Genomic DNA, 23,913 nt, shown 5'->3' with positions numbered 1-23,913 from the left:
TATGATTATGCCAAATGCACACCCTGACCTGTGGCAGCGCTACCAGGCCACCAAAGCGGCCAGTACCGCGAAATATGCCCGCGATATCGCCGCGGAAATGGGGATCAGCGAAGCCGAGCTGACCGCCGCCCGCCTCGGCCATGATGCCGTGCGCCTGAGCGATGACGCCCGGACGCTGATTGCCGCCCTGGAGCGCGTCGGCGAAACCAAATGCATCTGCCGCAACGAGTATGCCGTGCATGAGCAGGTGGGCCAGTTCACGCACCAGCACCTCAGCGGCCACGCCGGGCTGGTGCTGAATCCGCGCGCGCTCGACCTGCGTCTGTTCCTCAGCCAGTGGGCCAGCGCCTTCCATCTGAACGATAATGGCCGTCAGAGCATCCAGTTTTTCGACCACCACGGCGACGCCCTGCTGAAAGTCTATGCGACCACGCAGACCGACATGGCGGCCTGGGACACCCTGATCGCGGAACATCGGGTGGCGGCGCCGGCACCGCTGGCCCTGCGCCCGCTGGAGCCGGTGAAATATGCCGATACCGCCGACGGCGCCGCCCTGGAGAACGACTGGCGCGCGATGACCGACGTTCACCAGTTCTTCGGTCTGCTGCGTAAATATCAGCTTTCCCGCCAGCAGGCTTTCCGTCTGGTGAGCGACGACCTCGCCTGCCGCGTGGATCGCCATGCGCTGCCGTCGCTGCTGGAGACGGTGCGCCAGGAAGGTAATGAAATTATGATTTTCGTCGGCAATCGCGGCTGCGTGCAGATCTTCACCGGCGCCCTGGAAAAGCTGGCCCCCATGCGCGGCTGGCTGAATATCTTCAATACCACTTTTACCCTGCATCTGCGCGAAGAGAGCCTCGATGAAGTGTGGGTGACCCGTAAACCGACCTCAGATGGACACGTCACCAGCGTCGAACTGTTCGCCAAAGACGGCACCCAGATTGCCCAGCTCTATGGCCAGCGCAGCGAAGGCCACCCCGAGCAGGCACAATGGCGCCAGCAGGTAGATCGTCTGACCCGTGAAGGACTGCCCGCATGATGCGCTGGTTACTGCTCTTCATCGCTTTCCCGCTGCTGAGCCACGCTGCCGTTGAGCGACTCGTCACCCTCGGCGGAGATGTCACTGAGATCGTCTATGCCCTTGACGCGGAACAGAGCCTGGTGGCGCGGGACAGCACCAGCAGCTGGCCCCCGGCGGCGCAAAAGCTGCCGGACGTCGGCTACCTGCGACAGCTGAACGCCGAGGGGATCCTCGCGTTACGCCCGCAGCTGGTATTAGCGAGCGCCCAGGCGCAGCCCTCGCTGGTCTTACACAAAGTACAGGCGAGCGGGGTGAAGGTGGTTAACGTGCCGGGCGGCGAAAGTCTGTCCGCGATCGATAACAAAGTGGCTGTCATTGCCGAAGCGTTAGGCAAAACGGCGGCAGGCGACGCGCTGCGCCAGCAGCTTCAGCAACAGATCGCCGCCATTCCCACGCAGCCGGTTGCTAAGCGGGTGCTGTTTATTCTCAGCCATGGCGGAATGAATACCCTGGTGGCCGGACAGCACACCGCGGCCGATGGCGCCATTCGCGCCGCCGGGCTGCAGAACGCGATGCAGGGCTTCGACCACTATCGCGCCATGTCGCAGGAAGGGGTCGCCGCCAGCCAGGCGGATCTGGTGGTGATCTCCGCCGATGGTCTCAAAGGGATGGGCGGCGAAGCCGGGCTGTGGAAACTGCCCGGCCTGGCACAGACCCCGGCGGGGCGTCATAAACAGCTGCTGACGATCGACGACATGGCCCTGCTGGGCTTCGGGCCGCGCACACCGCAGGCGATAATCGCGCTGCGAAACAAAGCGGAGCAGTTGCCCTGATGCGCCCTGCCCTCGCCCGTCGTTTGCTGTTGATGACGCTGCTGCTGGTCTTCCTGACGCTGTTTGCCACCACCCTCGGCGCCATGCGCTTGCCGCTGGTCAACTTGCTGCCTTCCGGGGATGAGATGCTGCGCCACATCTGGCTGAATATCCGTCTGCCGCGGGTGCTGCTGGCCCTGCTGGTGGGCGCGGCGCTGGCCCTCTCCGGTTGCGTGATGCAGGGGCTGTTTCGAAATCCGCTTGCCGACCCGGGCCTGCTGGGCATCAGCAGCGGCGCCGCGCTGGCGGTGGCCAGCTGGCTGGTGCTTCCGTTCTCCGCTACGGGGCTGATCGCCCTGTACATGCCGATGCTGGCGGCGTTTATTGGCAGCCTGGCGGTGATGGTGGTGATTTTCATCCTCAGCCGGGCGGAGGAGGGTTCGCTGTCGCGCCTGCTGCTGGTGGGGATCGCCATCAACGCGCTGTGCGGCGCGCTGGTCGGCGTCCTGTCCTGGCTGAGCAATGACGCCCAGCTGCGCCAGCTGTCGCTGTGGGGAATGGGCAGTCTGGGGCAGGCCGAATGGCCGACGCTGCTGGTGGTCGCAACCTTGATTATCCCGGCGGCGCTGGCGGTGTGGTGGATGGCGTCCCGCCTCAATCTGCTGCAGCTTGGCGATGAAGAGGCACACTATCTCGGGGTCAACGTGCAGGCGCTACAGCGCTGGCTGCTGCTGTGCAGCGCGGTGCTGGTGGCCGCCGCGGTGGCCATCAGCGGAGTCATCGGCTTTATCGGCCTGGTGGTGCCGCACCTGATGCGCCTGTGGCTGGGACCGGACCATCGCGGACTGATCCCCGGCTCGCTGCTGGCCGGCGCGATCCTGCTTCTGCTGGCCGACACCCTGGCCCGCACCGTGGCGGCGCCGGCGGAGATGCCGGTCGGTCTGCTCACCAGCCTGCTGGGCGCCCCCTGGTTTCTGTGGCTGGTCTTTCGTCGGGAGAACTCCAGACATGGTTAATGAATATTGCGCCCAGGGGCTGTCACTTCACCTTGGTAAACGACAGGTTATCGACAACGTCTCCGTCGCGCTGCGCGGCGGCGAGATGACGGCGCTTATCGGGCCGAACGGCGCCGGGAAATCCACTCTGCTGCGGCTGTTGACCGGCTATCTGACTCCGGACAGCGGCACCCGCCGCCTTGCAGGCAAGCCGCTGGAGGCCTGGTCCCCCGAGGCGCTGTCGCGCCGTCGGGCGGTCATGCTGCAGCGAACGGCCCTGCAGGCCGACTGGACGGTGGAAACGGTCATTGCCATGGGACGCGCACCGTGGGGCGCGACGGCAGATCCGGCGGTGCTGGCGGCGGTGATGGCCGTCACCGGCTGCGATGGCCTTGCCGGTCGCCGCTATCCCGGCCTCTCCGGCGGCGAGCAGCAGCGGGTGCAGCTGGCCCGCTGTCTGGCGCAGCTGTGGCGCGACGGCGCGCCGCAGGGCTGGCTGTTTCTTGATGAGCCCACCTCGGCGCTGGATCTTTACTATCAGCAGCACCTGCTGCGTTTGCTCAAACGGCTCACCGCCGGCGGGCAACTGCATGTCTGCGTGGTGCTGCATGACCTTAACCTCGCCGCCCTGTGGGCCGACCGCATTCTGCTGCTCCACCAGGGAAATCTGGTCGCCCAGGGCACGCCGCAGGAGGTGATCCAGCAGCCGGTTATCCATCGCTGGTACGGGGCGGATGTCCGCCTCGTCCAGCACCCGGACAACGCGGCCCCCCAGGTTTATCTGGCGCCATAATCCCCGCGCGGCGCAACTGGAATCCGGATCGCGCCGCGCTTACGCTTTCTGGCAATAATTGCCTGCATTATATTATTGAGGGTCATTTATATTTAAAATCTATACCAATGGCGTAATAACCCAATGAAATATTTACGACAGCTATTTTTAAATATAAACCATCATTACAGAGAAGATATTTCCCGTATTAATCCAAAAACGACACATTGATTATTTACTGCGCTTAATCAACTCGATACACTGTTTTCTTACTAATGATAATAGAGGGAAGAAGAAGCATGGCTATTCCAGGTAATATGTGGATATACGACGACGGTGGGGCACTAATCAAAGGTGGTTGTGATGTTGCAGACAGGGAGTTCAGCATCGAATTTAAAGGGTTTCATCACAATCTCTCCATTCCCACTGATAATGCCACTGGCAAGCCTACCGGCACTCGTCAGCACTCACCAATGATCATCGTTAAAGAATTCGACTATTCCAGTCCATACCTCTACAAAGCAGTAGCTACTGGTCAGAACCTGAAATCTGCTCAAATCAAATGGTATAAATCAGCGATGCTGGTCAAGAAGTGGAATACTTCAATATGCTACTTGAAGGCGTCCGAATCGTATCAATATCTCCTACAATGGCTTCCCCAGAAGACAAGAACAACAACCATCTTGAATCTGTCGAACTTAGATATGAGAAGATCACCTGGAAACATTGTGACGGAAATATAATTTTCACCGATGCCTGGAATGAAAGACAAACAGCATAATAGATGAGCAAATGGATACGACAGAAGAACTAAATGGAACCTATTTCTATCACGGACAATCCAATCTTTCGGCTGGTGAACTTTTTGATGTCATTTTTCTTGAACAATTTTGTGACGAACTTGGCATTGGTATTGAATCTGGTGCCGCTATCCTCGCCGGGCAACCTTGGCTAAAAACCAGAACAAAGCCAGGAGAGGCAATAAAAGGAACAAGTGTTGTTTCTAAATATGGAAGGATGCTTCTGAGAAATGCAAAAACTCCATTTGGTATTAGGGTTCCTACACCCGTTGGTGTAAGAATGAGAAAAACGAATAGTCTTGCTGCTGTTATCGCCCGTTATGTTCCGTGGTTAGGTTGGATAGGACTTGTAAACTCAATTTATCAAGTTTCAAGAAAAACTCAGGAAAAATACAACCTAATAGCTCGCCCCAAAGACCGTATACAATGGACATCCTTTTAATGAAAAGCATTCAAGATCAGGTTTTAGACTTGTTTAAAGATGAGATCTCAACCCGTTTAGATAAAAATTGGAAAGAAATCCCATTGGAACTTGATTATGACTTATTTGATGCTCCCGGCGACGATCTGCATGACGCTTTAAATAAATTTGAACAAAAATTTAATGTTGATCTTTCCAGTGTTAAATGGTCGTGTTATTTCCCTTGGGAGAATACTCCAATGCTAACTCGGTGGTTTAAAGTAAAACGAGAAGATGTAGAAAAAACGCGTAAACCTTTAACTATCAAAATGTTTGCCGAATCAGCAAAAGCAGGTAAATGGCTTTACGACTAGCAACCACAAGCCGTTGTCGTAACGAGGTCTACGGCCAGAAGGCAGAACAACATCGACGGCGAACGTAATGTATGAAGACGATCGCGTGGCGGCGGTTCAATTACTGTGACGGTACCCCGCCCCCTCTGCAACTGGAATCCGGATCGCGCCGCGCGCTTTCGTCGGTTTCCCTCACCTGCCCATCTCCGTTATCATGTCTCATCCATGTGATAACGACGACAACTACAAAATCGCAGCCATTTCAAATCAGGGATCTGGATAACACCCCATGAGCACAATTGACAATCTCGACGCCCACACGCCGATGATGCAGCAGTATCTCAAGCTGAAGGCGCAACATCCTGACATTCTACTGTTTTACCGGATGGGGGATTTTTACGAGCTATTTTATGACGATGCGAAACGCGCGTCGCAGCTGCTCGATATCTCGCTGACCAAGCGCGGCGCCTCCGCGGGCGAACCCATCCCGATGGCCGGCATCCCCCACCACGCCGTGGAGAACTACCTCGCCAAACTGGTCAATCAGGGCGAGTCGGTGGCCATTTGCGAGCAGATTGGCGATCCGGCCACCACCAAGGGACCGGTCGAGCGTAAAGTGGTGCGTATCGTTACGCCGGGCACCATCAGCGATGAAGCGCTGCTGCAGGAGCGCCAGGACAACCTGCTGGCCGCCATCTGGCAGGACAGCAAGGGCTTTGGCTACGCGACGCTGGATATCAGCTCCGGGCGCTTTCGCCTGAGTGAACCGGCCGACCGCGAAACCATGGCGGCAGAGCTGCAGCGTACTAATCCGGCGGAACTGCTGTATGCGGAAGATTTTGCCGAATCGTCGCTGATCGAGGGTCGCCGCGGTCTGCGCCGTCGCCCGCTGTGGGAATTTGAAATCGACACCGCGCGCCAGCAGCTTAACCTGCAGTTCGGCACCCGCGATCTGGTCGGCTTCGGCGTGGAAAACGCCCCACGCGGCCTGTGCGCCGCCGGCTGCCTGCTGCAGTATGTCAAAGACACTCAGCGCACCTCGCTGCCGCACATCCGTTCCATCACCATGGAACGCCAGCAGGACAGCATCATTATGGATGCCGCCACCCGCCGTAACCTCGAGATCACCCAGAATCTGGCCGGCGGCACCGACAATACCCTGGCCTCGGTACTCGACTGTACGGTGACGCCGATGGGCAGCCGGATGCTCAAGCGCTGGCTGCATATGCCGGTCCGCGATACCGCCGTGCTGGTGGAGCGCCAGCAGACCATCGGCGCGCTGCAGGAGCGCTATACCGAGCTGCAGCCGGTGCTGCGCCAGGTCGGCGATCTGGAACGTATTCTGGCGCGTCTGGCGCTGCGTACCGCCCGTCCACGCGATTTAGCCCGCATGCGTCATGCCCTGCAGCAGTTGCCGCTGCTGCGTGAGCTGCTGGCCGACGTTGACCGTCAGCCGGTGCAAAAATTGCGCGAGAAAATGGGCGAGTTCACCGAACTGCGCGAACTGCTGGAGCGCGCGGTGATTGACGCGCCGCCGGTGCTGGTCCGCGACGGCGGAGTCATCGCCCCGGGCTATAGCGAAGAGCTGGACGAGTGGCGGGCGCTGGCCGATGGCGCCACCGATTATCTCGATAAGCTGGAGATCCGCGAGCGCGAGCGGCTGGGCCTCGATACTCTGAAAGTCGGCTACAACGCTGTCCACGGCTACTACATCCAGATTAGCCGCGGCCAGAGCCACCTCGCGCCGATCCACTACGTGCGCCGCCAGACGCTGAAGAACGCCGAACGCTACATTATTCCTGAGCTGAAGGAATACGAAGATAAGGTGCTGACCTCCAAGGGCAAAGCGCTGGCACTGGAAAAACAGCTTTATGACGAACTGTTCGACCTGCTGCTGCCGCATCTCGCCGACCTGCAAACCAGCGCCAGCGCGCTGGCCGAGCTGGACGTGCTGGTCAACCTGGCGGAGCGTGCGGAAACCCTGAACTACTGCTGTCCGACCTTTAGCGATAAGCCAGGTATTCGCATCAGCGAAGGCCGCCATCCGGTGGTCGAGCAGGTACTGAAAGAGCCGTTTATCGCCAACCCGCTGCAGCTGGCGCCGCAGCGGCGGATGCTGATCATCACCGGGCCGAACATGGGCGGTAAAAGTACCTATATGCGCCAGACCGCGCTGATTGCGCTGCTGGCCTATATCGGCAGTTACGTCCCGGCGCAGAAGGTGGAGATCGGGCCCATCGATCGCATCTTTACCCGCGTCGGCGCGGCGGATGACCTGGCCAGCGGCCGCTCGACCTTTATGGTGGAGATGACTGAAACCGCCAATATTCTGCACAACGCCACCGAGCATAGCCTGGTGCTGATGGATGAGATTGGCCGCGGCACGTCCACCTACGACGGGCTATCGCTGGCGTGGGCCTGTGCGGAAAATCTGGCCAACAAAATCAAGGCGCTGACGCTGTTCGCCACCCACTACTTCGAGCTCACTCAGTTGCCGGAGAAAATGGAAGGCGTCGCCAACGTCCACCTCGACGCGCTGGAGCACGGCGATACCATCGCCTTTATGCACAGCGTGCAGGATGGCGCAGCCAGCAAGAGCTATGGCCTGGCGGTCGCCGCGCTGGCCGGGGTGCCGAAAGAGGTGATCAAGCGCGCGCGGCAGAAACTGCGCGAGCTGGAGAGCATCTCGCCCAACGCGGCGGCGACCCAGGTCGACGGCACGCAGATGTCGCTGCTCGCCGCCCCGGAAGAGACCTCGCCTGCGGTTGAGGCACTGGAGAATCTTGATCCCGACTCCCTGACCCCGCGTCAGGCGCTGGAGTGGATCTACCGTCTGAAAAGCCTGGTTTAGCCACCCATTAAGGTGAAAAACGGCAGCGCCGCTCAGCGCTGCCGTTTTAACAAACTAAAAATGGGTGCTAGAGGATGCGTCCTGACAACCCATACGCGGGGTTGCCCCCGCGCGGATGCTACTTCTTCGATTCGTAAGCGAGAACAGCTTTAAACTCAATATTACGCTCTTTAATACTCAGCTCGCATAGTGAGCTGTGCACCAACAGCGTAAATCCCAGTACCGTAATACAGAGTACGATGATTGCCACAAGGGCATATTTTGTCAGCATATCTTGCCTCCCTGCAAAGAAGAGACTAACATCTGAATTGTCTATGTTCATTCGCTAGCCTCAGTTGATAGAAATATCTCCTGGGGCTTTCGTCTGTCTGGGGTCCTGGTAATGCTCAAGGCCAGACAGCCTCAAGCACCCGCCGCTATTCTATACTCGTCATGGCGTGAAATTTATCTGCAAGGAATTAATCAGACGGATTTTATAATAATCTGGAAGCAGGCTCGCAAAGTCATCCCGGTATATTAACCCCTCACGTAATCTTTTAATTTAATGAAAAAATAGCTTCCATAATTGTACTAAATATAAAAAAGGCCCGACTTAGCGGGCCCCTTTTATTAACGCTTATCTTCCGGCAATAGCGGCGGTACGTGTGGCACCTGCGGTGCCTCATCAATATCTTTCTGCGTCATGCGGAACGCTTCCGGATAGTGTTCGCGACTGGTGCGACGCAGCGGCTCGGTATCTCGCCAGGTGTAAAGACAGTGCTGGCACTGATACACGGTCCAGACCCCTTTCACCGGCGAGGTCGCCATGACTTCAATCTTTTCATCGGCGCAACGTGGACAAATCATCTTTTTCTCCTTATTTACGGTTGGCCAGCATAGCGGTCAGTTTTTCAGCCCAGGCTTTGGTTTCCGGCAGATCCTGCACCGGCTGGCTGTAGTGGCCGCGAAGGTCCGGCGCAACCGGGGTGGTGGCGTCGATAATCAGTTTGTCGGTGATGCCTGCCGGGCTGGAGCCTGGGTCAAGTTCAAGGACCGACATGTTCGGCAACTGCACCAGGTCTCCCGCCGGGTTAACCTTCGAGGAGAGCGCCCACATCACCTGTGGCAGGTTGAACGGGTCGACGTCTTCATCAACCATGATCACCATCTTCACATAGCCGAGGCCGTGCGGAGTGGTCATCGCCCGCAGGCCCACCGCGCGGGCAAAACCGCCGTAGCGTTTTTTGGTGGAGATGATCGCCAGCAGACCATGGGTGTACATGGCGTTGACCGCCTGCACTTCCGGGAACTCTGCCTTCAACTGCTGATACAGCGGCACGCAGGTCGCCGGGCCCATCAGATAGTCAATTTCGGTCCACGGCATACCGAGATAGAGCGATTCAAAAATCGGTTTTGTGCGATAAGAAACTTTATCGATACGCACCACCGTCATATTGCGGCCGCCTGAGTAGTGGCCGGTGAACTCGCCGAACGGCCCCTCGATCTCACGCTTACGCCCTTCAATGACCCCTTCGAGGATCACTTCCGAACCCCAGGGTACATCAAAGCCGGTCAGCGGCGCGGTGGCGATGGGATACGGGCTCTCGCGCAGCGCGCCAGCCATTTCATATTCTGACTGATTGTATTTCAGCGGCGTGGCGCCCATCAGGGTAATAATCGGGTCGTTACCGAGGGTGATAGCAATCGGCAGATCTTCCCCACGCTCTTCCGCTTTGTGCAGATGCAGCGCGATATCGTGCATCGGCACCGGCTGCAGACCGAGTTTGCGCTTGCCTTTCACTTCCATGCGGTAGATACCGACGTTTTGCTTACCGAAATTGTCAGGATCAAGCGGATCGCGCGAAACGACACAGGCTTTATCGAGGTAGAAACCGCCGTCACCATCGTTGAGGCGGAACAGTGGCAGAATATCGAACAGGTTGATATCGTCGCCATCCACGGTGTTTTCCGCCCACGCCGGGTTGGCGCGGCGCTCTGGCGTCACCGGGAAGTTATCCCAGCGGCGAATGAATTCATCAATCTGCTTTTTCACCGGCGTGTTGGGCGGCAGGCCCAGCGAGATGGCATGGTTCTGCCACGAGCCGATGGTGTTCATCGTCACGCGGGCGTCGGTAAAGCCGCGAATATTATCGAACCACAGCGCCGGGGCGCCGTCGCCGATGCGTCCGGTGGCATTGGCGGCCGCCGCCAGATCGGGCTCAGCGTTCACCTCTTCACTGATTTTCAGCAGTTGTCCCTGGTCATCCAGCGCCTGCAAAAAGCTGCGCAAATCATCAAAAGCCATTATTCGATCTCCTGTGCAAATTGTTCTGCCGTGCGCAAGCCGTTCCAGCGGCGCGCTTTGTGATAGTCGAGGCCAAACTGATCCAGCACCCGGGTGACGATATGATTGGTGATATCGTCAACCGTCTCCGGGTGGTTGTAGTAAGCCGGCATGGGCGGCACCATCGCCACGCCCATGCGCGACAGCGCCAGCATGTTCTCCAGATGGATCGTGCTGAGCGGCATTTCCCGCGGGACCAGCACCAGCTTGCGCCCCTCTTTGAGCACCACGTCCGCCGCGCGGCCCACCAGCCCTTCGGCATAACCCGCGCGAATGCCTGCCAGCGTTTTCATACTGCAGGGAATAACGATCATGCCGTCGGTACGAAATGAACCGGAAGAGATGGTGGCGGCCTGGTCTGCCGGGCTGTGGGAAAAGTCCGCCAGCGCGGCCACTTCGCGCGCTGTCCAGGGCGTTTCCAGCTCGATGGTGGTTTTGGCCCATTTCGACATCACCAGGTGGGTTTCCACCTCCGGCATATCACGTAGCGCCTGCAGCAATGCCACCCCAAGCGGAGCCCCGGTGGCCCCCGTCATCCCAATAATCAGTTTCATTCCAGACCTCATTCACTTTGTTCGTACACGAACTTTATATTTAAATTACCCTCTCCGGACGGGGATGACAAGATCGTTCGTATACGTGCGCATTTTTAATCAAAAACGCAGAAAGGGTATAAAATGGCGTACGAACGGCTATCATAGAGGTGACAGTTTTGTTACGGAGTATTCATGGAGTTACGAAACGAAGCATTTCACCTGCTGCGCCAGCTTTTTCAACAACATACCGCCCGCTGGCAGCAGGCGTTACCGGACCTGACTAAACCTCAGTATGCGGTGATGCGCTCGGTAGCGGAGCAGCCGGGTATTGAGCAGGTCGTGCTGATTGAAGCGGCGGTCAGTACCAAGGCCACGCTGGCGGAGATGCTCAGCCGGATGGAGGCGCGCGGCCTGGTGCGCCGGGAACACGATCCCGCCGATAAACGCCGCCGTTTTGTCTATCTGACCGAACAAGGCGAGGCGTTGCTTAACCGTTCGATTCCGCAGGGCAATGAGATCGATGACGAGTTTCTCGGCCGCCTGAGCGATGGCGAACGTGAACAGTTCACCCGGCTGGTGCGCAAAATGATGGCGCCCTGAACGGGCGCTTAACCGACCTTCTCGCGCAGGAAGTCAATAAACGCCCGCACCCGGGTCGGCATATGCTGCGCATCGGGATAAAGGGCATACACGCCCTGCTGTGGGAAATGGTATTCCGACAGGAGCGGCACCAGCTCCCGCTGCGCCACTTTTTCGGCTACCAGCCATGCCGGCAGCAAGGCGATGCCGCACCCGGCCAGGGCAAAGCTCATCAGCGCCGTAGCGCTGTCAGCTGAAAAGCGCGGCGCGCTGGCGATGGCGAAATCCACCTCTGTCTGTTGATCCGTGCGCAGCTGCCAGCGCAGCGGCGCCGACAGACGCTCATGAATAATCCAGTCAGCTTGCGCCAGATCGGACAGCGTCTGCACCGGATGGCTTGCCAGCCAGGCCGGAGAGGCGACGGGCAGGATCGCGAAACTGGCTATCCGCGTCGCCCGATAGCGGGAATCGGCCAGCGTACCGAGGCGTATCGCCACATCAAATCGTTCTGAAATGAGGTCCGCATGATGGGAGGAGGAGACGTGGCGCACCCGCAGCGCCGGGTGACGACGGGCAAACGCGGACAGCGCCGGAATGATAACCTGCGCGCCATACTCCGGCGTGGTGGTGATCCGCAGCTCGCCACTTAAGCCGGTATGGCTGGCCCGCACCTCATCCTGCAGATTTTCCGCCGCTTTCAGCAGCGCCACCCCACGCTGATAGAACAACGTCCCGGCGTCGGTGAGGCGCAGACGACGCGTTGAGCGCAGCAGCAGGGTCACCCCCAGTTCATTTTCCAGTTGCCGCACGTTAAAGCTGACCACCGCCTTGGTCTGCCCCAGCGCCGCAGCGGCCAGGGTGAAGCTGCCGGCATCCACCACGGCGATAAACATGGTCACACGCTGAAGATTAAGCATTGTCGTCCGGATGATTGTCAAAAATATTCAGACAGTATATCCCGACCAGCCCCGTTTATCCCACGCAGAACCGGGTTTACAGTAGCCGCCTGTCTGAGGGAGTGAACCATGACCTATCGCCACCGCGTTGCCACCGTTTTTCTGTTCGGCTTTTTTCTCGATTTGATCAATATGTTTATCGCCAGCATCGCCTTCCCGGCCATCAGCCGCGCGCTGACGGTTTCCGTCTCTCAGCTGGCGTGGGTCAGCAATGCTTATATTCTCGGTCTGACGGTCGTCGTACCGTTCAGTGCCTGGCTTAGTCAGCGCTGGGGGGCGAAACGACTGTTTTTACTCTCGCTGGGGCTGTTCAGCCTCGCCGCGCTGGCGGCAGGGCTTGCCAGCAGTCTCGGCGAGCTGATTTTCTGGCGGACGCTGCAGGGGATGGGCGGCGGGCTGTTAATCCCCCTTGGCCAGGCATTGACGTGGCCGCTGTTTCAGCCGCATGAGCGGGCGAAACTCTCGGCGGCGGTGATGCTGGTCGGCCTGCTGGCGCCAGCCTGCTCGCCGGCGATCGGCGGCCTGTTAGTCGAGGCCTTCAGCTGGCGCTGGGTCTTTTTCGCCAGCCTGCCTGTGGCTCTGCTAACCTTTGTGCTGGCGGTGCGATGGCTGAACGACAGCCCCGGCCCGGTTCGCCCGACTCGCTTTCTTCCGCTGTCGTTGCTGGCCGATCCCCTGCTGCGCTTCGCGATGCTGATCTACCTCTGCGTACCGGGGATGTTCATTGGCGTCAACGTGGTCGGGATGTTCTACCTGCAACGCGTCACCGGGATGGCGCCGGGGGCCATCGGTGCCCTGATGGTGCCCTGGTCGCTGGCCTCGTTTGCCGCCATCACTTTTACCGGCAGGTATTTCAACCGCTTCGGGCCCCGGCCGCTGATCGTCATCGGCTGCCTGCTTCAGGCGGCGGGGATCCTGCTGCTGCTGAAGATCGATGCGCACAGCCCGCTGGCGCTGTTGGTTCTGGCCTTTACGCTGATGGGCGGCGGAGGCAGCTTATGCAGCAGTACTGCGCAAAGCAGCGCCTTCCTGCATACGCCTGCCGAAGAGATGCCTGACGCCAGCGCGCTGTGGAATCTGAACCGCCAGCTCAGCTTCTTTGCCGGCAGCGCGCTGCTCGCCCTGCTGCTGAGGGTGTTCCCGCCGGTCTACGCCTGGCAGGGGGGGTTTATTAGCGCCGCTGCCATCACCCTGTTGCCGCTGCTGTTTTGCCTGCGGCTGAACAATCGGGCGATTATCCATCGCCTGCACACTACACTGGAGAAGTCATGAACCCTTATCTGCAGGAAGTCCTCGACGCCCATGTCCTTATCGAACGCTGGTTAAGCCAGGGGGAAGGAAGCGCTGAGGCGCTGATGACACGTTTTGCCGCCGAATTCATCATGATCCCTCCGGGCGGCGAGAAGATGGACTACCCGGCGGTGAGCCGTTTTTTCCACCATGCGGGGGCAACCCGTCCGGGATTACACATCGTGGTGGATCAGGCGAAAATCATTAGCGAGTGGCACGACGGCGCCGCAGTGCTATACCGTGAAAGCCAAACGCTGGCGGATGGCAGTGAGAACGTACGCTGGTCGACGGCGATTTTTCAGCAAGCGGAAGGAAAAATGATCTGGCGTCATCTGCAGGAAACCCGACTCGGCTAGCGCAAAGAAAAAGGCCCCGACTGTCGAGGGGGCCTTTTTGAGAGAAAAGATCTTATTCGCGGAAGAGCGCTTCGATATTCAGCCCCTGCCCCTGCAGAATTTCCCGCAGGCGACGCAGACCTTCCACCTGGATCTGCCGCACACGCTCGCGGGTGAGGCCAATTTCACGGCCCACATCTTCCAGCGTGGCTGCTTCATAACCCAGCAGACCGAAACGACGCGCCAGAACTTCACGCTGCTTGGCGTTCAGTTCGAACAGCCATTTGACGATGCTTTGCTTCATATCATCGTCCTGCGTGGTGTCTTCCGGGCCGTTCTCTTTCTCATCGGCCAGAATATCCAGCAGCGCTTTTTCTGAATCGCCACCCAGCGGAGTATCCACGGAGGTGATGCGCTCGTTCAGACGCAGCATACGGCTGACGTCATCGACCGGTTTGTCCAGCTGTTCGGCAATCTCTTCCGCACTCGGCTCGTGGTCCAGCTTATGGGACAACTCGCGCGCGGTACGCAGATAGACGTTCAGCTCTTTAACAATGTGGATCGGCAAACGGATCGTACGGGTTTGGTTCATGATCGCCCGTTCAATAGTCTGGCGGATCCACCAGGTCGCATAAGTCGAAAAACGGAACCCACGTTCCGGGTCAAACTTTTCAACGGCGCGGATCAGACCGAGGTTACCTTCTTCAATCAGATCCAGCAGCGCCAGACCACGATTGCTGTAACGACGGGCAATCTTCACCACCAGACGCAGGTTGCTTTCAATCATGCGACGGCGTGAAGCGACATCACCACGCAGTGCGCGACGCGCGAAATAGACTTCCTCTTCCGCGGTCAGCAGTGGGGAATAACCAATCTCTCCAAGATAAAGCTGAGTGGCGTCAAGTACGCGTTGTGTTGCGCCTTGCGACAGCAGCTCTTCCTCAGCCAGATCGCTATCACTGGGTTCCTCTTCTACTAAGGCCTTCTCGTCGAAAACCTCAATTCCGTTCTCATCAAATTCCGCGTCTTCATTTAAATCATGAACTTTCAGCGTATTCTGACTCATAAAGGTGGCTCCTACCCGTGATCCCTGAGCAAAGCACCTTCCACGGCACATCAACAAACGACGCCTGGACGATTTCCCCTGCCCTCTCTGCGAGAGGGACGTAGACACCGCCCTGGCGCCTGTTAGCTGATGCTTCGCTTATCCGTACTTTGCCAAATTATCGCTGCGGTAAGTACTGCAGCGGGTTGACGGATTTCCCCTTGTAACGAATTTCAAAATGTAATCTTGTTGAGCTGGTTCCGGTGCTACCCATGGTAGCGATTTTCTGCCCCGCTTTGACTTCCTGTTGCTCCCGAACCAGCATGGTATCGTTATGAGCGTAGGCACTCAGGTAATCATCGTTGTGTTTGATGATAATAAGATTACCGTAGCCGCGCAGTGCGTTACCGGCATAGACGACACGCCCATCGGCGGTCGCGACAATAGCCTGTCCCTTACTGCCTGCAATGTCGATACCTTTATTGCCGCCTTCCGCGCCGCTAAAGTTCTCGATAACCTTGCCATCAGTCGGCCAGCGCCATGATGAGATCGGCGAACTGGTTGACGTACTGCTTGCAGTCGGCTGGGTTGTGCTCACCGTTGTTGGTGCCGTCACCGGCGCGACAACCGTTGTGGTCGTGGTCGCTGGTTTATTATTAGGCAACATCTTGGTAGCACTCTGTTCACCTGAAGATTCAGAATACGTAATAGTCGGTTGTGAAGCAACCACCGCGGTCGATTTTTGTGCAGAAGTTGTGGTGGCTGTCGCACCGCCGCTCGCCCTTGCGCTGGCCTGAGAAACGGCGTTTTCACCAGTGATCGGCTGGCCTGAGGCGTTGCCGACCTGCAGCACCTGACCCACGTTCAGCGCGTACGGGGCCGGGACATTGTTGCGTTGCGCCAGGTCGCGGAAATCGTTGCCGGTGACCCACGCGATATAGAACAGCGTGTCGCCGCGTTTGACCGTATAGGTACTGCCGCCGGTGTAGCTACCTTTCGGAATATCGCCATATTTGCGGTTGTAAACGATCTTACCGTTCACCGTCTGTACCGGCTCCTGCGCCATCGGCGTCGGCTGCGGCTGAATGGTCTGGGTCTGTACCGGCTGGATCGGCTGCGCCTGAGGAGCAGACTTGACGCCGGAGGATGGCGGCGTAATCAGCATGCCGGAGTTGGTGCTGGAAGAGGCGGCACCGCCGGCAGAGCTAACCGGCGCTGGCGGATTATTGGTGTTGGTACACCCGGCCAGCCAGAGTGAAACCAGTGAAAGAGCCGCAATACGGCTGACGGTAAATTTGGTGCTTCCCGCGCTCATTTATCCCCCAGGAATATGTTAACTGCCAATATCTTGCTTACCGGGCGGCGCCCGGCCAGGACACTGAAAAATGCGTCCACCCTACGCCTAAAGTCAGGCAAAAAAAACCTGGAATAATCCGGGTCTCAGGCCAGCTCCCCCTTCACCAGGGGAACAAAGCGAACGGCCTCGACGGTATCAATGATAAATTCGTTGCCCCGGCGACGGATCCGTTTGAGAAACTGATGCTCTTCGCCAACCGGCAGCACCAGCACGCCTTCGTCATCCAGCTGCGCCAGCAGCGCGGTTGGAATCTCCGGCGGCGCCGCCGTCACAATAATGGCATCAAACGGCGCCCGTGCCTGCCAACCTTGCCACCCATCGCCATGACGGGTTGAAACATTATGTAAATCAAGTTGTTTCAGGCGACGACGCGCCTGCCACTGTAAACTCTTAATCCGCTCCACCGAGCAAACGTGATGCACCAGGTGCGCCAGGATGGCCGTCTGGTAGCCGGAACCAGTGCCGATCTCCAGCACGCGCGACTCCGGCGTCAGCGTCAGCAGCTCGGTCATCCGCGCCACCATGTAAGGCTGGGAGATGGTCTGCCCCTGGCCAATCGGCAGCGCGGTGTTTTCCCACGCTTTATGTTCAAAGGCTTCATCAACAAATTTTTCGCGCGGGACCCGCGCGATCGCCTCGAGGACACGCTCATCGACGATGCCCTGCGTGCGCAGTTGATTCAACAAACTTTCAACACGTTTACTTACCATTGCCCGTCAACCCCGACACGTTCCAGCCAATCGCTGACTACCTCATGCGCCTGATGGGCGGTTAAATCGACGTGCAATGGCGTCACGGAAACATAGCCTTCATCCACTGCCGCAAAATCGGTGCCCGGCCCGGCATCGCGCTTATCGCCCGGCGGGCCAATCCAGTACAGGGTGTTGCCGCGCGGATCTTTTTGCGGGATCACCTGGTCGGCCGGATGGCGGTTGCCGCAGCGGGTCACGCGAATGCCCTTGATTTGATCAAGCGGGAGATCCGGCACGTTGATGTTAAGGATCCGCCCGGTACGCAGCGGCTCGCGGCTTAAGGCGCGCAGAATGGTGCAGGTTACCGCCGCGGCGGTATCGTAATGCTGATAGCCGTTCAGCGACACGGCCAGCGCGGGGAACCCCAGATGGCGACCTTCCATCGCTGCGGCCACGGTGCCGGAATAGATGACGTCATCGCCCAGGTTGGGACCCGCGTTAATGCCGGAAACGACGATGTCCGGACGCGGGCGCATCAGCGCGTTCACGCCGAGATAGACGCAGTCGGTCGGGGTGCCCATCTGGACGGCGATGTCGCCATTTTCAAAGGTAAACGTACGCAGGGATGATTCCAGCGTCAGCGAATTCGAGGCTCCGCTGCGGTTACGATCGGGTGCAACAACCTGGACCTCGGCAAACTCCCTTAAGGCCTTTGCCAGGGTCTGTATCCCCGGCGCATGGATCCCGTCATCGTTACTCAGCAATATTCGCATAGTCACCCGTTGTATTGATAAGCTCCCTGACCACGCTGGTGGCGAAGCTGCCCGCCGGCAGCCAGAAACGCAGTTCAACGGTTACGTCATCCCACCAGTTCCAGCTAAGCTGCTGCGGATAGAGGAGCATCGCCCGGCGCGCCGCCTCAACTTTCTCCCGCACCAACAGCGCCTGCAGCGACGTTTCTTCGGCGATGGCGGCCTGCTCGGCGGCCAGAGCGTCGCGCTGGCTTCCCCAGTCGCCGCTGCCCGGCAGCGCAGCCGTGATCATCAGTTCGCGGTTGTGCACCCGCGCCTGCGAAACCTCGAGTTCTTCCGGTGTGACGACAAACCAGCTCCCACGCCCCGCTAATTGTAGCGCATCGCCATCAACAACCTGATTAAATTCCGTTTTTTTTAATCTAATACTGACTTGCTGATTAAACAACGCACTGCGGGCCGCCGACAACCAAAAACTGCGCTTATTGCGATCGCGCACCGGCGCGTCGCTTTCCGCCCAGCGCAACGCGCCCTGCAGATTACTGCCGCCAATGCCAAAGCGCTGCGCGCCGAAATAGTTCGGTACGCCCCGTTCAGCGATGGCCTGCAGACGCGTCTCCACGTCCTGGCGATGGCTAATCTCGCGCAGGATCACGGTAAACTGGTTGCCTTTCAGCGCGCCTAAACGCAGCTTACGCTTATGGCGGGCATATTCCAGTACCTGGCAGCCCTCGAGCTGAAATTTGCTCAGGTCCGGCATCTCTTTGCCGGGCACCCGCGCGCACAGCCACTGCTCGGTGACGGCGTGCTTATCCTTTTGCCCGGCGAAGCTCACTTCACGGGCGTGGATCTTGAGGAATTTCGCCAGCGCGTCGGCGACAAAGCGCGTATTGCAGCCGTTTTTCAGGATCCGCACCAGCACATGTTCGCCTTCGCCGTCCGGCGCAAAGCCCAGATCCTCCACTACCAGAAAATCTTCCGGATTGGCTTTCAGCAGCCCGCTGCTCTGCGGCTTGCCGTGCAGCCAGGTCAGTTGGTCAAAGGCGATCATTTTTCGGCCTTACGCAGCAGCGCGACCGCTTCGCAGGCGATCCCTTCCCCGCGGCCGGTGAAGCCCAGCTTCTCGGTGGTGGTCGCTTTCACGTTGACGTCGTCCATATGGCAGCCGAGATCTTCCGCGATAAAGACGCGCATCTGCGGAATATGCGGCAGCATCTTCGGCGCCTGGGCGATAATGGTGACGTCGACGTTGCCGAGCGTATAGCCTTTGGCCTGAATACGACGCCACGCTTCGCGCAGCAGTTCGCGGCTATCGGCGCCTTTAAACGCCGGATCGGTATCGGGGAACAGTTTGCCGATATCGCCGAGCGCCGCGGCGCCCAGCAGCGCGTCGGTCAGCGCATGCAGCGCGACGTCGCCGTCGGAGTGGGCCAGCAGCCCTTTTTCATAAGGAATGCGTACCCCGCCAATAATGATTGGGCCTTCACCGCCAAAAGCGTGTACGTCAAAACCATGTCCAATTCGCATTAAGCTTTCTCCTGGTGTCGGGAACGGGTGAGGTAAAATTCAGCCAGCGCCAGGTCTTCCGGGCGCGTCACTTTAATATTATCCGCGCGACCGGCGACCAGTTGCGGATGGAAGCCGCAGTACTCCAGCGCCGAGGCTTCATCAGTGATGGTCGCCCCCTCGTTCAGCGCCCGGGTGAGGCAATCCACCAGCAGCTCGCGAGGGAAAAATTGCGGGGTGAGCGCATGCCACAGGTCATTACGATCGACGGTATGGGCGATAGCGGTTTTGCCCGGCTCGGCGCGCTTCATGGTGTCGCGCACCGGCGCCGCGAGGATCCCCCCGACACGGCTGGTTTCGCTGAGCGCCAGCAGACGGCTGAGGTCGTCCTGATGCAGGCAGGGGCGCGCGGCGTCATGCACCAGCACCCACTGCGCCTCCGGCAACGCCTTCAGGCCCGCGAGCACGGAATCGGCGCGCTCGGCGCCGCCATCCACGACGGTAATTTGCGGGTGCTGCGCCAGCGGTAGCTGGCTGAAGCGCCGATCGCCGGGGCTGACGGCAATCACCACGCGCTGGACGCACGCATTCGCCAGCAGTGCGGCGACGGCATGTTCGAGAATCGTTTTGTTACCGATTGAGAGATATTGTTTCGGGCATTCCGTTTGCATGCGGCGGCCAAAACCGGCTGCCGGCACCACGGCGCAAACGCCCGGAAAAGTGGCTGCCATGTCGTAATCCTGGGCCTGGTTATCGATTGTTCTGCTGTTGCCCCGATGCCTGGTTGCGTTTAGACGCATCCGGTACCAGACGATAGAAGGTTTCGCCCGGGCGGGTCATACTGAGTTCATTGCGCGCGCGCTCCTCGATCGCTTCCTGCCCGCCGTTGAGGTCGTCAATTTCGGCAAATAGCTGATCGTTGCGTGCTTTTAATTTGGCGTTAGTCGCCTGCTGGGCGGTGACGTCGTCATTAACCCGCGTGTAGTCGTGCAGGCCGTTTTTACCGAACCACAGTGAATACTGTAGCCAGACCAGCAAAGCTAATAATAGCAGCGTTAGTTTACCCATCCTGCCCCCTGAAAAACGGCATCATCATCCCAAAACTCGCCCGGGTACGCTACCGGGGCGCGCGGACGATGCCGCGTAACGCGGGGACTGTACCATATTTTTGCTGCCGATACCCATGCTTGATTCATCCCGGAAACGGGTTATCCCAACAGCCAGAGGAAGAGTAGCGCAAACATCAGCCCGACGGTCAGGATAGTCGCGCTGGCGCTATAGAGCAGTTTGCCATTGAGCAGAGAGTGCAGCGCAATACCGACCACTACCGCCACCGGCATCAACGCAAGGAAGAACGGCCAGGTGTAAAGGAGGAAGAAGAGCGTATTACTGCCATAGAGAAGGAAGGGAATACCCAGCGCCAGCAGCCATGAAATAAAGCCCACGGCAGCGCCCGACAGAGACCAGGTGGTCTCGTCGCCGATCGCCGGAGGCGGTTCTGAACGAATAATACTGAGGTTCTGGGTATTGCGCATATCGAATCCTGTAGACCGGGCAACCGGCACCCCTCGATGCCGCTGCCGTTTCAGGATCTGATAATATCGCTCTGTTGCAGCAGGTCTAATAGTTGGTGCACCAAATTTGTTACCAATTGTTCACCATCCAGATGAATTTCCGCCTTTTCCGGTGCCTCATAGACCGAGTCTATGCCGGTGAAATTGCGTAATTCCCCTGCCCGCGCCTTCTTGTATAATCCTTTCGGATCCCGCGCCTCGCAAATGGCCAGCGGGGTATCGACGAACACTTCGATAAAGCGTCCCTCCCCCAGGCGCTCGCGCACCATCTGTCGCTCCGCGCGGTGCGGAGATATAAATGCCGTCAATACAACCAGCCCGGCATCGACCATCAGCCTGGCCACTTCACCGACGCGGCGAATGTTCTCTTTGCGATCCTCATCGCTGAATCCCAGGTCGCTGCACAGGCCATGACGCACGTTGTCGCCGTCCAGCAGATAGGTGCTGACGCCGCGCTCATGCAGCGCCTCTTCCAGCGCCCCGGCGACAGTGGATTTACCCGACCCCGAAAGGCCGGTAAACCACAGCACCACGCCGCGATGGCCGTGATGCTGCTCCCGCTGCTGCTGGGTCACAGGATGGGCATGCCAGACGACGTTTTCGTCATGCTGGGCCATTATTGGCCTCCCAGCAGGTCGCGGGCGTCCCAGTGCGGGAAGTGTTTACGGATCAGCTGGTTCAGCTCCAGCTCGAAGGCGCTGTACTGCGATGCCGAGGTCGACGCCTGCAGGTGCGGCTCGTTGACCATCCCGGCGCCCACGGTGACGTTGGTCAGGCGATCGATAAAGATAAGGCCGCCGGTCACCGGGTTTTGCTGATACGGATCCAGCACTAAAGGTTCGTCAAAGGTCAGCTCCACCAGCCCAATGCCGTTCAGCGGGAGAGACTCGACTTCACGCTGGGTCAGGTTGTTAATATCGACCTGGTAGCGGATAGCGTCGACGCGAGCGCGGGTCTTCTTGCCGGCGATTTTAATGTCGTAGCTCTGGCCAGGGGTCAGCGGCTGCTCGGCCATCCACACCACGTCGATGCTGGCGCTTTGCACCGCCGGCAGCGAGGCTTGCGCGTCAACCAGCAGGTCGCCGCGGCTGATGTCGATTTCATCTTTCAGCACAAGGGTAATGGCTTCGCCGGCGGCAGCTTCCTGCAGGTCGCCGTCGAAGGTGACGATACGCGCCACGCTCGATTCGACGCCCGACGGCAGCACCTTCAGACGCTGGCCAACGGTAACCGTACCGGAGGCGACCGTGCCGGAGAAGCCGCGGAAATCGAGGTTCGGACGGTTAACATACTGCACCGGGAAGCGCAGCGGCTGGCTCTCGACCACCCGCTGGATCTCCACGGTTTCGAGGACTTCCAGCAGGGTCGGGCCGCTGTACCACGGTATGTTCGCGCTCTGGCTGGCGACGTTATCGCCTTCCAGCGCCGACAGCGGTACAAAGCGGATATCGAGGTTGCCCGGCAGCTGCTCGGCGAAAGTCAGATAATCTTCCCGGATCTCGTTGAAGCGCGCTTCGCTAAACTCGACGAGATCCATTTTGTTGACCGCTACCACCAGGTGTTTAATGCCCAGCAGCGTCGAGATGAAGCTGTGACGACGGGTCTGGTCGAGCACGCCCTTGCGCGCATCGATCAGCAGGATCGCCAGGTCGCAGGTTGACGCGCCGGTGGCCATATTGCGCGTGTACTGCTCGTGCCCCGGGGTGTCGGCGATGATAAATTTGCGTTTTTCGGTCGAGAAGTAGCGGTAAGCGACATCGATGGTGATGCCCTGCTCACGCTCAGCCTGCAGGCCGTCCACCAGCAGCGCCAGGTCCAGTTTTTCGCCCTGGGTACCGTGACGCTTGCTGTCGTTGTGCAGAGACGACAGCTGGTCTTCATAGATCTGGCGCGTATCGTGCAGCAGACGGCCAATTAAGGTGCTTTTGCCGTCATCAACGCTGCCGCAGGTCAGAAAACGCAGCAGGCTCTTGTGCTGTTGCGCGTGCAGGTAAGCTTCTACGCCGCCTTCATTAGCAATTTGTTGGGCAATTGTGGTGTTCATGGCGGCTCCTTAGAAATACCCCTGACGTTTCTTCAGCTCCATCGAGCCGGCCTGGTCGCGGTCAATCACGCGGCCCTGACGTTCGCTGGTGGTCGATACCAGCATCTCTTCAATAATTTCCGGCAGCGTCTGCGCTTCAGACTCCACTGCGCCGGTCAGCGGCCAGCAGCCAAGGGTACGGAAACGCACCATCCGTTTTTCAATCACTTCGCCCGGCTGCAGATCGATACGGTCGTCATCGATCATCATCAGCATACCGTCGCGCTCCAGCACCGGGCGCTCAGCGGCCAGATACAGCGGCACGATTTCAATATTTTCCAGATAGATGTACTGCCAGATATCCAGCTCAGTCCAGTTGGAGAGCGGGAAGACGCGGATGCTTTCGCCTTTGTTAATCTGGCCGTTGTAGTTGTGCCACAGCTCCGGACGCTGATTTTTCGGGTCCCAGCGGTGGAAGCGGTCGCGGAAGGAGTAGATGCGCTCTTTCGCGCGGGATTTCTCTTCGTCGCGACGCGCGCCGCCGAACGCGGCGTCAAAGCCGTATTTGTTCAGCGCCTGCTTCAGGCCTTCCGTTTTCATGATATCGGTATGCTTAGCACTGCCGTGGACAAACGGGTTGATGCCCATCGCCACCCCTTCCGGGTTTTTATGCACCAGCAGCTCACAGCCGTAGGCTTTGGCGGTACGGTCGCGGAACTCATACATCTCACGGAATTTCCAGCCGGTATCGACGTGCAGCAGCGGGAACGGCAGGGTTCCCGGATAAAACGCTTTGCGCGCCAGATGCAGCATTACGCTGGAATCTTTCCCGATGGAGTACATCATCACCGGGTTAGAAAATTCGGCGGCCACCTCACGAATAATATGGATGCTTTCCGCCTCCAGTTGCCGCAGGTGAGTGAGTCGTTTTTGGTCCATAA

The 23,913-nt window shown here is 58.8% G+C and carries 27 protein-coding genes and 1 pseudogene; 11 read left to right on the top strand and 17 right to left on the bottom strand.

The genetic code is table 11. The annotated features are described in order from the left end of the window. Positions 1-7: 7 nt before the first annotated feature. The 8 genes and pseudogenes from DTA24_RS05640 to mutS all read left to right on the top strand — a co-directional run bounded on the left by DTA24_RS05640 (position 8) and on the right by mutS (position 8,004). Complete coding sequence (locus DTA24_RS05640; RefSeq protein ID WP_012540747.1) at positions 8-1,039, top strand: hemin-degrading factor; 1,032 nt, start codon at positions 8-10, stop codon at positions 1,037-1,039. Continuing rightward, entirely contained in the window at positions 1,036-1,854 is an 819-nt protein-coding gene (locus tag DTA24_RS05635; RefSeq protein WP_012540746.1) for a heme/hemin ABC transporter substrate-binding protein, read from the top strand. The genes DTA24_RS05640 and DTA24_RS05635 overlap by 4 nt, the downstream gene beginning before the upstream one ends. Then, entirely contained in the window at positions 1,854-2,849 is a 996-nt protein-coding gene (locus DTA24_RS05630; RefSeq protein ID WP_023323187.1) for a FecCD family ABC transporter permease, read from the top strand. The genes DTA24_RS05635 and DTA24_RS05630 overlap by 1 nt, the downstream gene beginning before the upstream one ends. Further along, positions 2,842-3,621 (top strand): heme ABC transporter ATP-binding protein, encoded by a 780-nt coding sequence (locus tag DTA24_RS05625; protein WP_008806208.1) that lies wholly within the window; start codon positions 2,842-2,844, stop codon positions 3,619-3,621. Before DTA24_RS05630 ends, DTA24_RS05625 begins: the two co-directional genes overlap by 8 nt. Positions 3,622-3,899: 278 nt before the next feature. Next, positions 3,900-4,381, top strand: a pseudogene (locus DTA24_RS05620) (Hcp family type VI secretion system effector). An 11-nt stretch (positions 4,382-4,392) separates the two neighbouring features. After that, on the top strand, positions 4,393-4,842 hold the full coding sequence (locus DTA24_RS05615; protein WP_004188736.1) for an STM2901 family protein: 450 nt from the start codon (positions 4,393-4,395) through the stop codon (positions 4,840-4,842). Beyond that, on the top strand, positions 4,827-5,174 hold the full coding sequence (locus DTA24_RS05610) for a DUF1493 family protein (RefSeq protein WP_008806210.1): 348 nt from the start codon (positions 4,827-4,829) through the stop codon (positions 5,172-5,174). Before DTA24_RS05615 ends, DTA24_RS05610 begins: the two co-directional genes overlap by 16 nt. 268 nt (positions 5,175-5,442) lie before the next feature. Continuing rightward, complete coding sequence (mutS, locus tag DTA24_RS05605; RefSeq protein WP_012967342.1) at positions 5,443-8,004, top strand: DNA mismatch repair protein MutS; 2,562 nt, start codon at positions 5,443-5,445, stop codon at positions 8,002-8,004. Positions 8,005-8,122: 118 nt separating this feature from the next. Here the strand turns inward: mutS and DTA24_RS05600 are convergent, their stop codons facing one another. From DTA24_RS05600 to DTA24_RS05580, 4 genes are all read right to left on the bottom strand, one after another. Beyond that, positions 8,123-8,275 carry a Hok/Gef family protein gene (locus DTA24_RS05600; RefSeq protein ID WP_002915097.1) on the bottom strand — a complete coding sequence of 51 codons (153 nt, stop codon included), beginning with the start codon at positions 8,273-8,275 and terminating at the stop codon, positions 8,123-8,125. A 338-nt stretch (positions 8,276-8,613) separates the two neighbouring features. Further along, positions 8,614-8,850: a non-oxidative hydroxyarylic acid decarboxylases subunit D gene (locus DTA24_RS05590; protein ID WP_002915098.1), complete on the bottom strand. Its 237-nt coding sequence runs from the start codon at positions 8,848-8,850 to the stop codon at positions 8,614-8,616. A 10-nt stretch (positions 8,851-8,860) separates the two neighbouring features. Continuing rightward, positions 8,861-10,288, bottom strand: a complete 1,428-nt coding sequence (locus DTA24_RS05585) for a non-oxidative hydroxyarylic acid decarboxylases subunit C (RefSeq protein ID WP_043876151.1) — start codon at positions 10,286-10,288, stop codon at positions 8,861-8,863. Beyond that, positions 10,288-10,881 (bottom strand): non-oxidative hydroxyarylic acid decarboxylases subunit B, encoded by a 594-nt coding sequence (locus DTA24_RS05580; RefSeq protein WP_002915099.1) that lies wholly within the window; start codon positions 10,879-10,881, stop codon positions 10,288-10,290. The genes DTA24_RS05585 and DTA24_RS05580 overlap by 1 nt, the downstream gene beginning before the upstream one ends. A 174-nt stretch (positions 10,882-11,055) precedes the next feature. Here DTA24_RS05580 and DTA24_RS05575 point away from each other — a divergent pair, with 174 nt between their 5' ends. Further along, a complete protein-coding gene (locus DTA24_RS05575) occupies positions 11,056-11,463 on the top strand; it encodes a MarR family winged helix-turn-helix transcriptional regulator (protein WP_008806213.1) in 408 nt (135 codons plus the stop codon). 8 nt (positions 11,464-11,471) lie between these two features. Here DTA24_RS05575 and DTA24_RS05570 read toward each other — a convergent pair whose 3' ends face one another. Then, the gene (locus DTA24_RS05570; RefSeq protein WP_008806214.1) at positions 11,472-12,359 is read right to left on the bottom strand and encodes a LysR family transcriptional regulator; all 888 of its coding nucleotides are present in this window, start codon (positions 12,357-12,359) and stop codon (positions 11,472-11,474) included. Positions 12,360-12,467: 108 nt separating this feature from the next. On the opposite strand from DTA24_RS05570, the gene DTA24_RS05565 reads away from it, so the two are divergent. Continuing rightward, positions 12,468-13,670 (top strand): MFS transporter, encoded by a 1,203-nt coding sequence (locus DTA24_RS05565; protein ID WP_043876149.1) that lies wholly within the window; start codon positions 12,468-12,470, stop codon positions 13,668-13,670. Beyond that, positions 13,667-14,044, top strand: a complete 378-nt coding sequence (locus tag DTA24_RS05560) for a DUF4440 domain-containing protein (RefSeq protein ID WP_012540739.1) — start codon at positions 13,667-13,669, stop codon at positions 14,042-14,044. The genes DTA24_RS05565 and DTA24_RS05560 overlap by 4 nt, the downstream gene beginning before the upstream one ends. Before the next feature lie 52 nt (positions 14,045-14,096). On the opposite strand, the gene rpoS is transcribed toward DTA24_RS05560, so the two are convergent. The 12 genes from rpoS to cysD form a co-directional block, all read right to left on the bottom strand. Continuing rightward, complete coding sequence (gene rpoS, locus DTA24_RS05555; protein ID WP_002915106.1) at positions 14,097-15,089, bottom strand: RNA polymerase sigma factor RpoS; 993 nt, start codon at positions 15,087-15,089, stop codon at positions 14,097-14,099. A 157-nt stretch (positions 15,090-15,246) separates the two neighbouring features. Further along, positions 15,247-16,383, bottom strand: coding sequence for a murein hydrolase activator NlpD (gene nlpD, locus DTA24_RS05550; protein WP_008806218.1), 1,137 nt, complete (start codon positions 16,381-16,383; stop codon positions 15,247-15,249). 125 nt (positions 16,384-16,508) lie between these two features. After that, a complete protein-coding gene (locus DTA24_RS05545; protein ID WP_008806219.1) occupies positions 16,509-17,135 on the bottom strand; it encodes a protein-L-isoaspartate(D-aspartate) O-methyltransferase in 627 nt (208 codons plus the stop codon). After that, positions 17,129-17,890, bottom strand: coding sequence for a 5'/3'-nucleotidase SurE (surE, locus tag DTA24_RS05540; protein ID WP_012540737.1), 762 nt, complete (start codon positions 17,888-17,890; stop codon positions 17,129-17,131). Before surE ends, DTA24_RS05545 begins: the two co-directional genes overlap by 7 nt. Then, on the bottom strand, positions 17,871-18,920 hold the full coding sequence (gene truD / locus DTA24_RS05535) for a tRNA pseudouridine(13) synthase TruD (protein WP_012540736.1): 1,050 nt from the start codon (positions 18,918-18,920) through the stop codon (positions 17,871-17,873). The genes surE and truD overlap by 20 nt, the downstream gene beginning before the upstream one ends. Then, a complete protein-coding gene (ispF, locus tag DTA24_RS05530) occupies positions 18,917-19,396 on the bottom strand; it encodes a 2-C-methyl-D-erythritol 2,4-cyclodiphosphate synthase (protein ID WP_008806222.1) in 480 nt (159 codons plus the stop codon). Before ispF ends, truD begins: the two co-directional genes overlap by 4 nt. Further along, positions 19,396-20,106 carry a 2-C-methyl-D-erythritol 4-phosphate cytidylyltransferase gene (gene ispD, locus DTA24_RS05525; RefSeq protein WP_008806223.1) on the bottom strand — a complete coding sequence of 237 codons (711 nt, stop codon included), beginning with the start codon at positions 20,104-20,106 and terminating at the stop codon, positions 19,396-19,398. Before ispD ends, ispF begins: the two co-directional genes overlap by 1 nt. 19 nt (positions 20,107-20,125) lie before the next feature. Next, positions 20,126-20,443 (bottom strand): cell division protein FtsB, encoded by a 318-nt coding sequence (ftsB, locus tag DTA24_RS05520; RefSeq protein ID WP_002915156.1) that lies wholly within the window; start codon positions 20,441-20,443, stop codon positions 20,126-20,128. 140 nt (positions 20,444-20,583) lie between these two features. Next, positions 20,584-20,910, bottom strand: a complete 327-nt coding sequence (locus DTA24_RS05515; RefSeq protein ID WP_008806224.1) for a DUF3561 family protein — start codon at positions 20,908-20,910, stop codon at positions 20,584-20,586. A 50-nt stretch (positions 20,911-20,960) separates the two neighbouring features. Then, positions 20,961-21,566, bottom strand: a complete 606-nt coding sequence (gene cysC / locus DTA24_RS05510) for an adenylyl-sulfate kinase (protein WP_002915158.1) — start codon at positions 21,564-21,566, stop codon at positions 20,961-20,963. Further along, a complete protein-coding gene (gene cysN, locus DTA24_RS05505) occupies positions 21,566-22,993 on the bottom strand; it encodes a sulfate adenylyltransferase subunit CysN (RefSeq protein ID WP_012967340.1) in 1,428 nt (475 codons plus the stop codon). The genes cysC and cysN overlap by 1 nt, the downstream gene beginning before the upstream one ends. 9 nt (positions 22,994-23,002) lie before the next feature. Next, positions 23,003-23,911 (bottom strand): sulfate adenylyltransferase subunit CysD, encoded by a 909-nt coding sequence (cysD, locus tag DTA24_RS05500; RefSeq protein ID WP_002915160.1) that lies wholly within the window; start codon positions 23,909-23,911, stop codon positions 23,003-23,005. Positions 23,912-23,913 lie beyond the last annotated feature (2 nt).

The organism is Klebsiella sp. P1CD1, assembly GCF_003790505.1.
Lineage (GTDB): Bacteria > Pseudomonadota > Gammaproteobacteria > Enterobacterales > Enterobacteriaceae > Klebsiella > Klebsiella variicola.
Note: the sequence above shows the minus strand (reverse complement) of the source record. Positions and strands in the feature narration are given on the sequence as shown.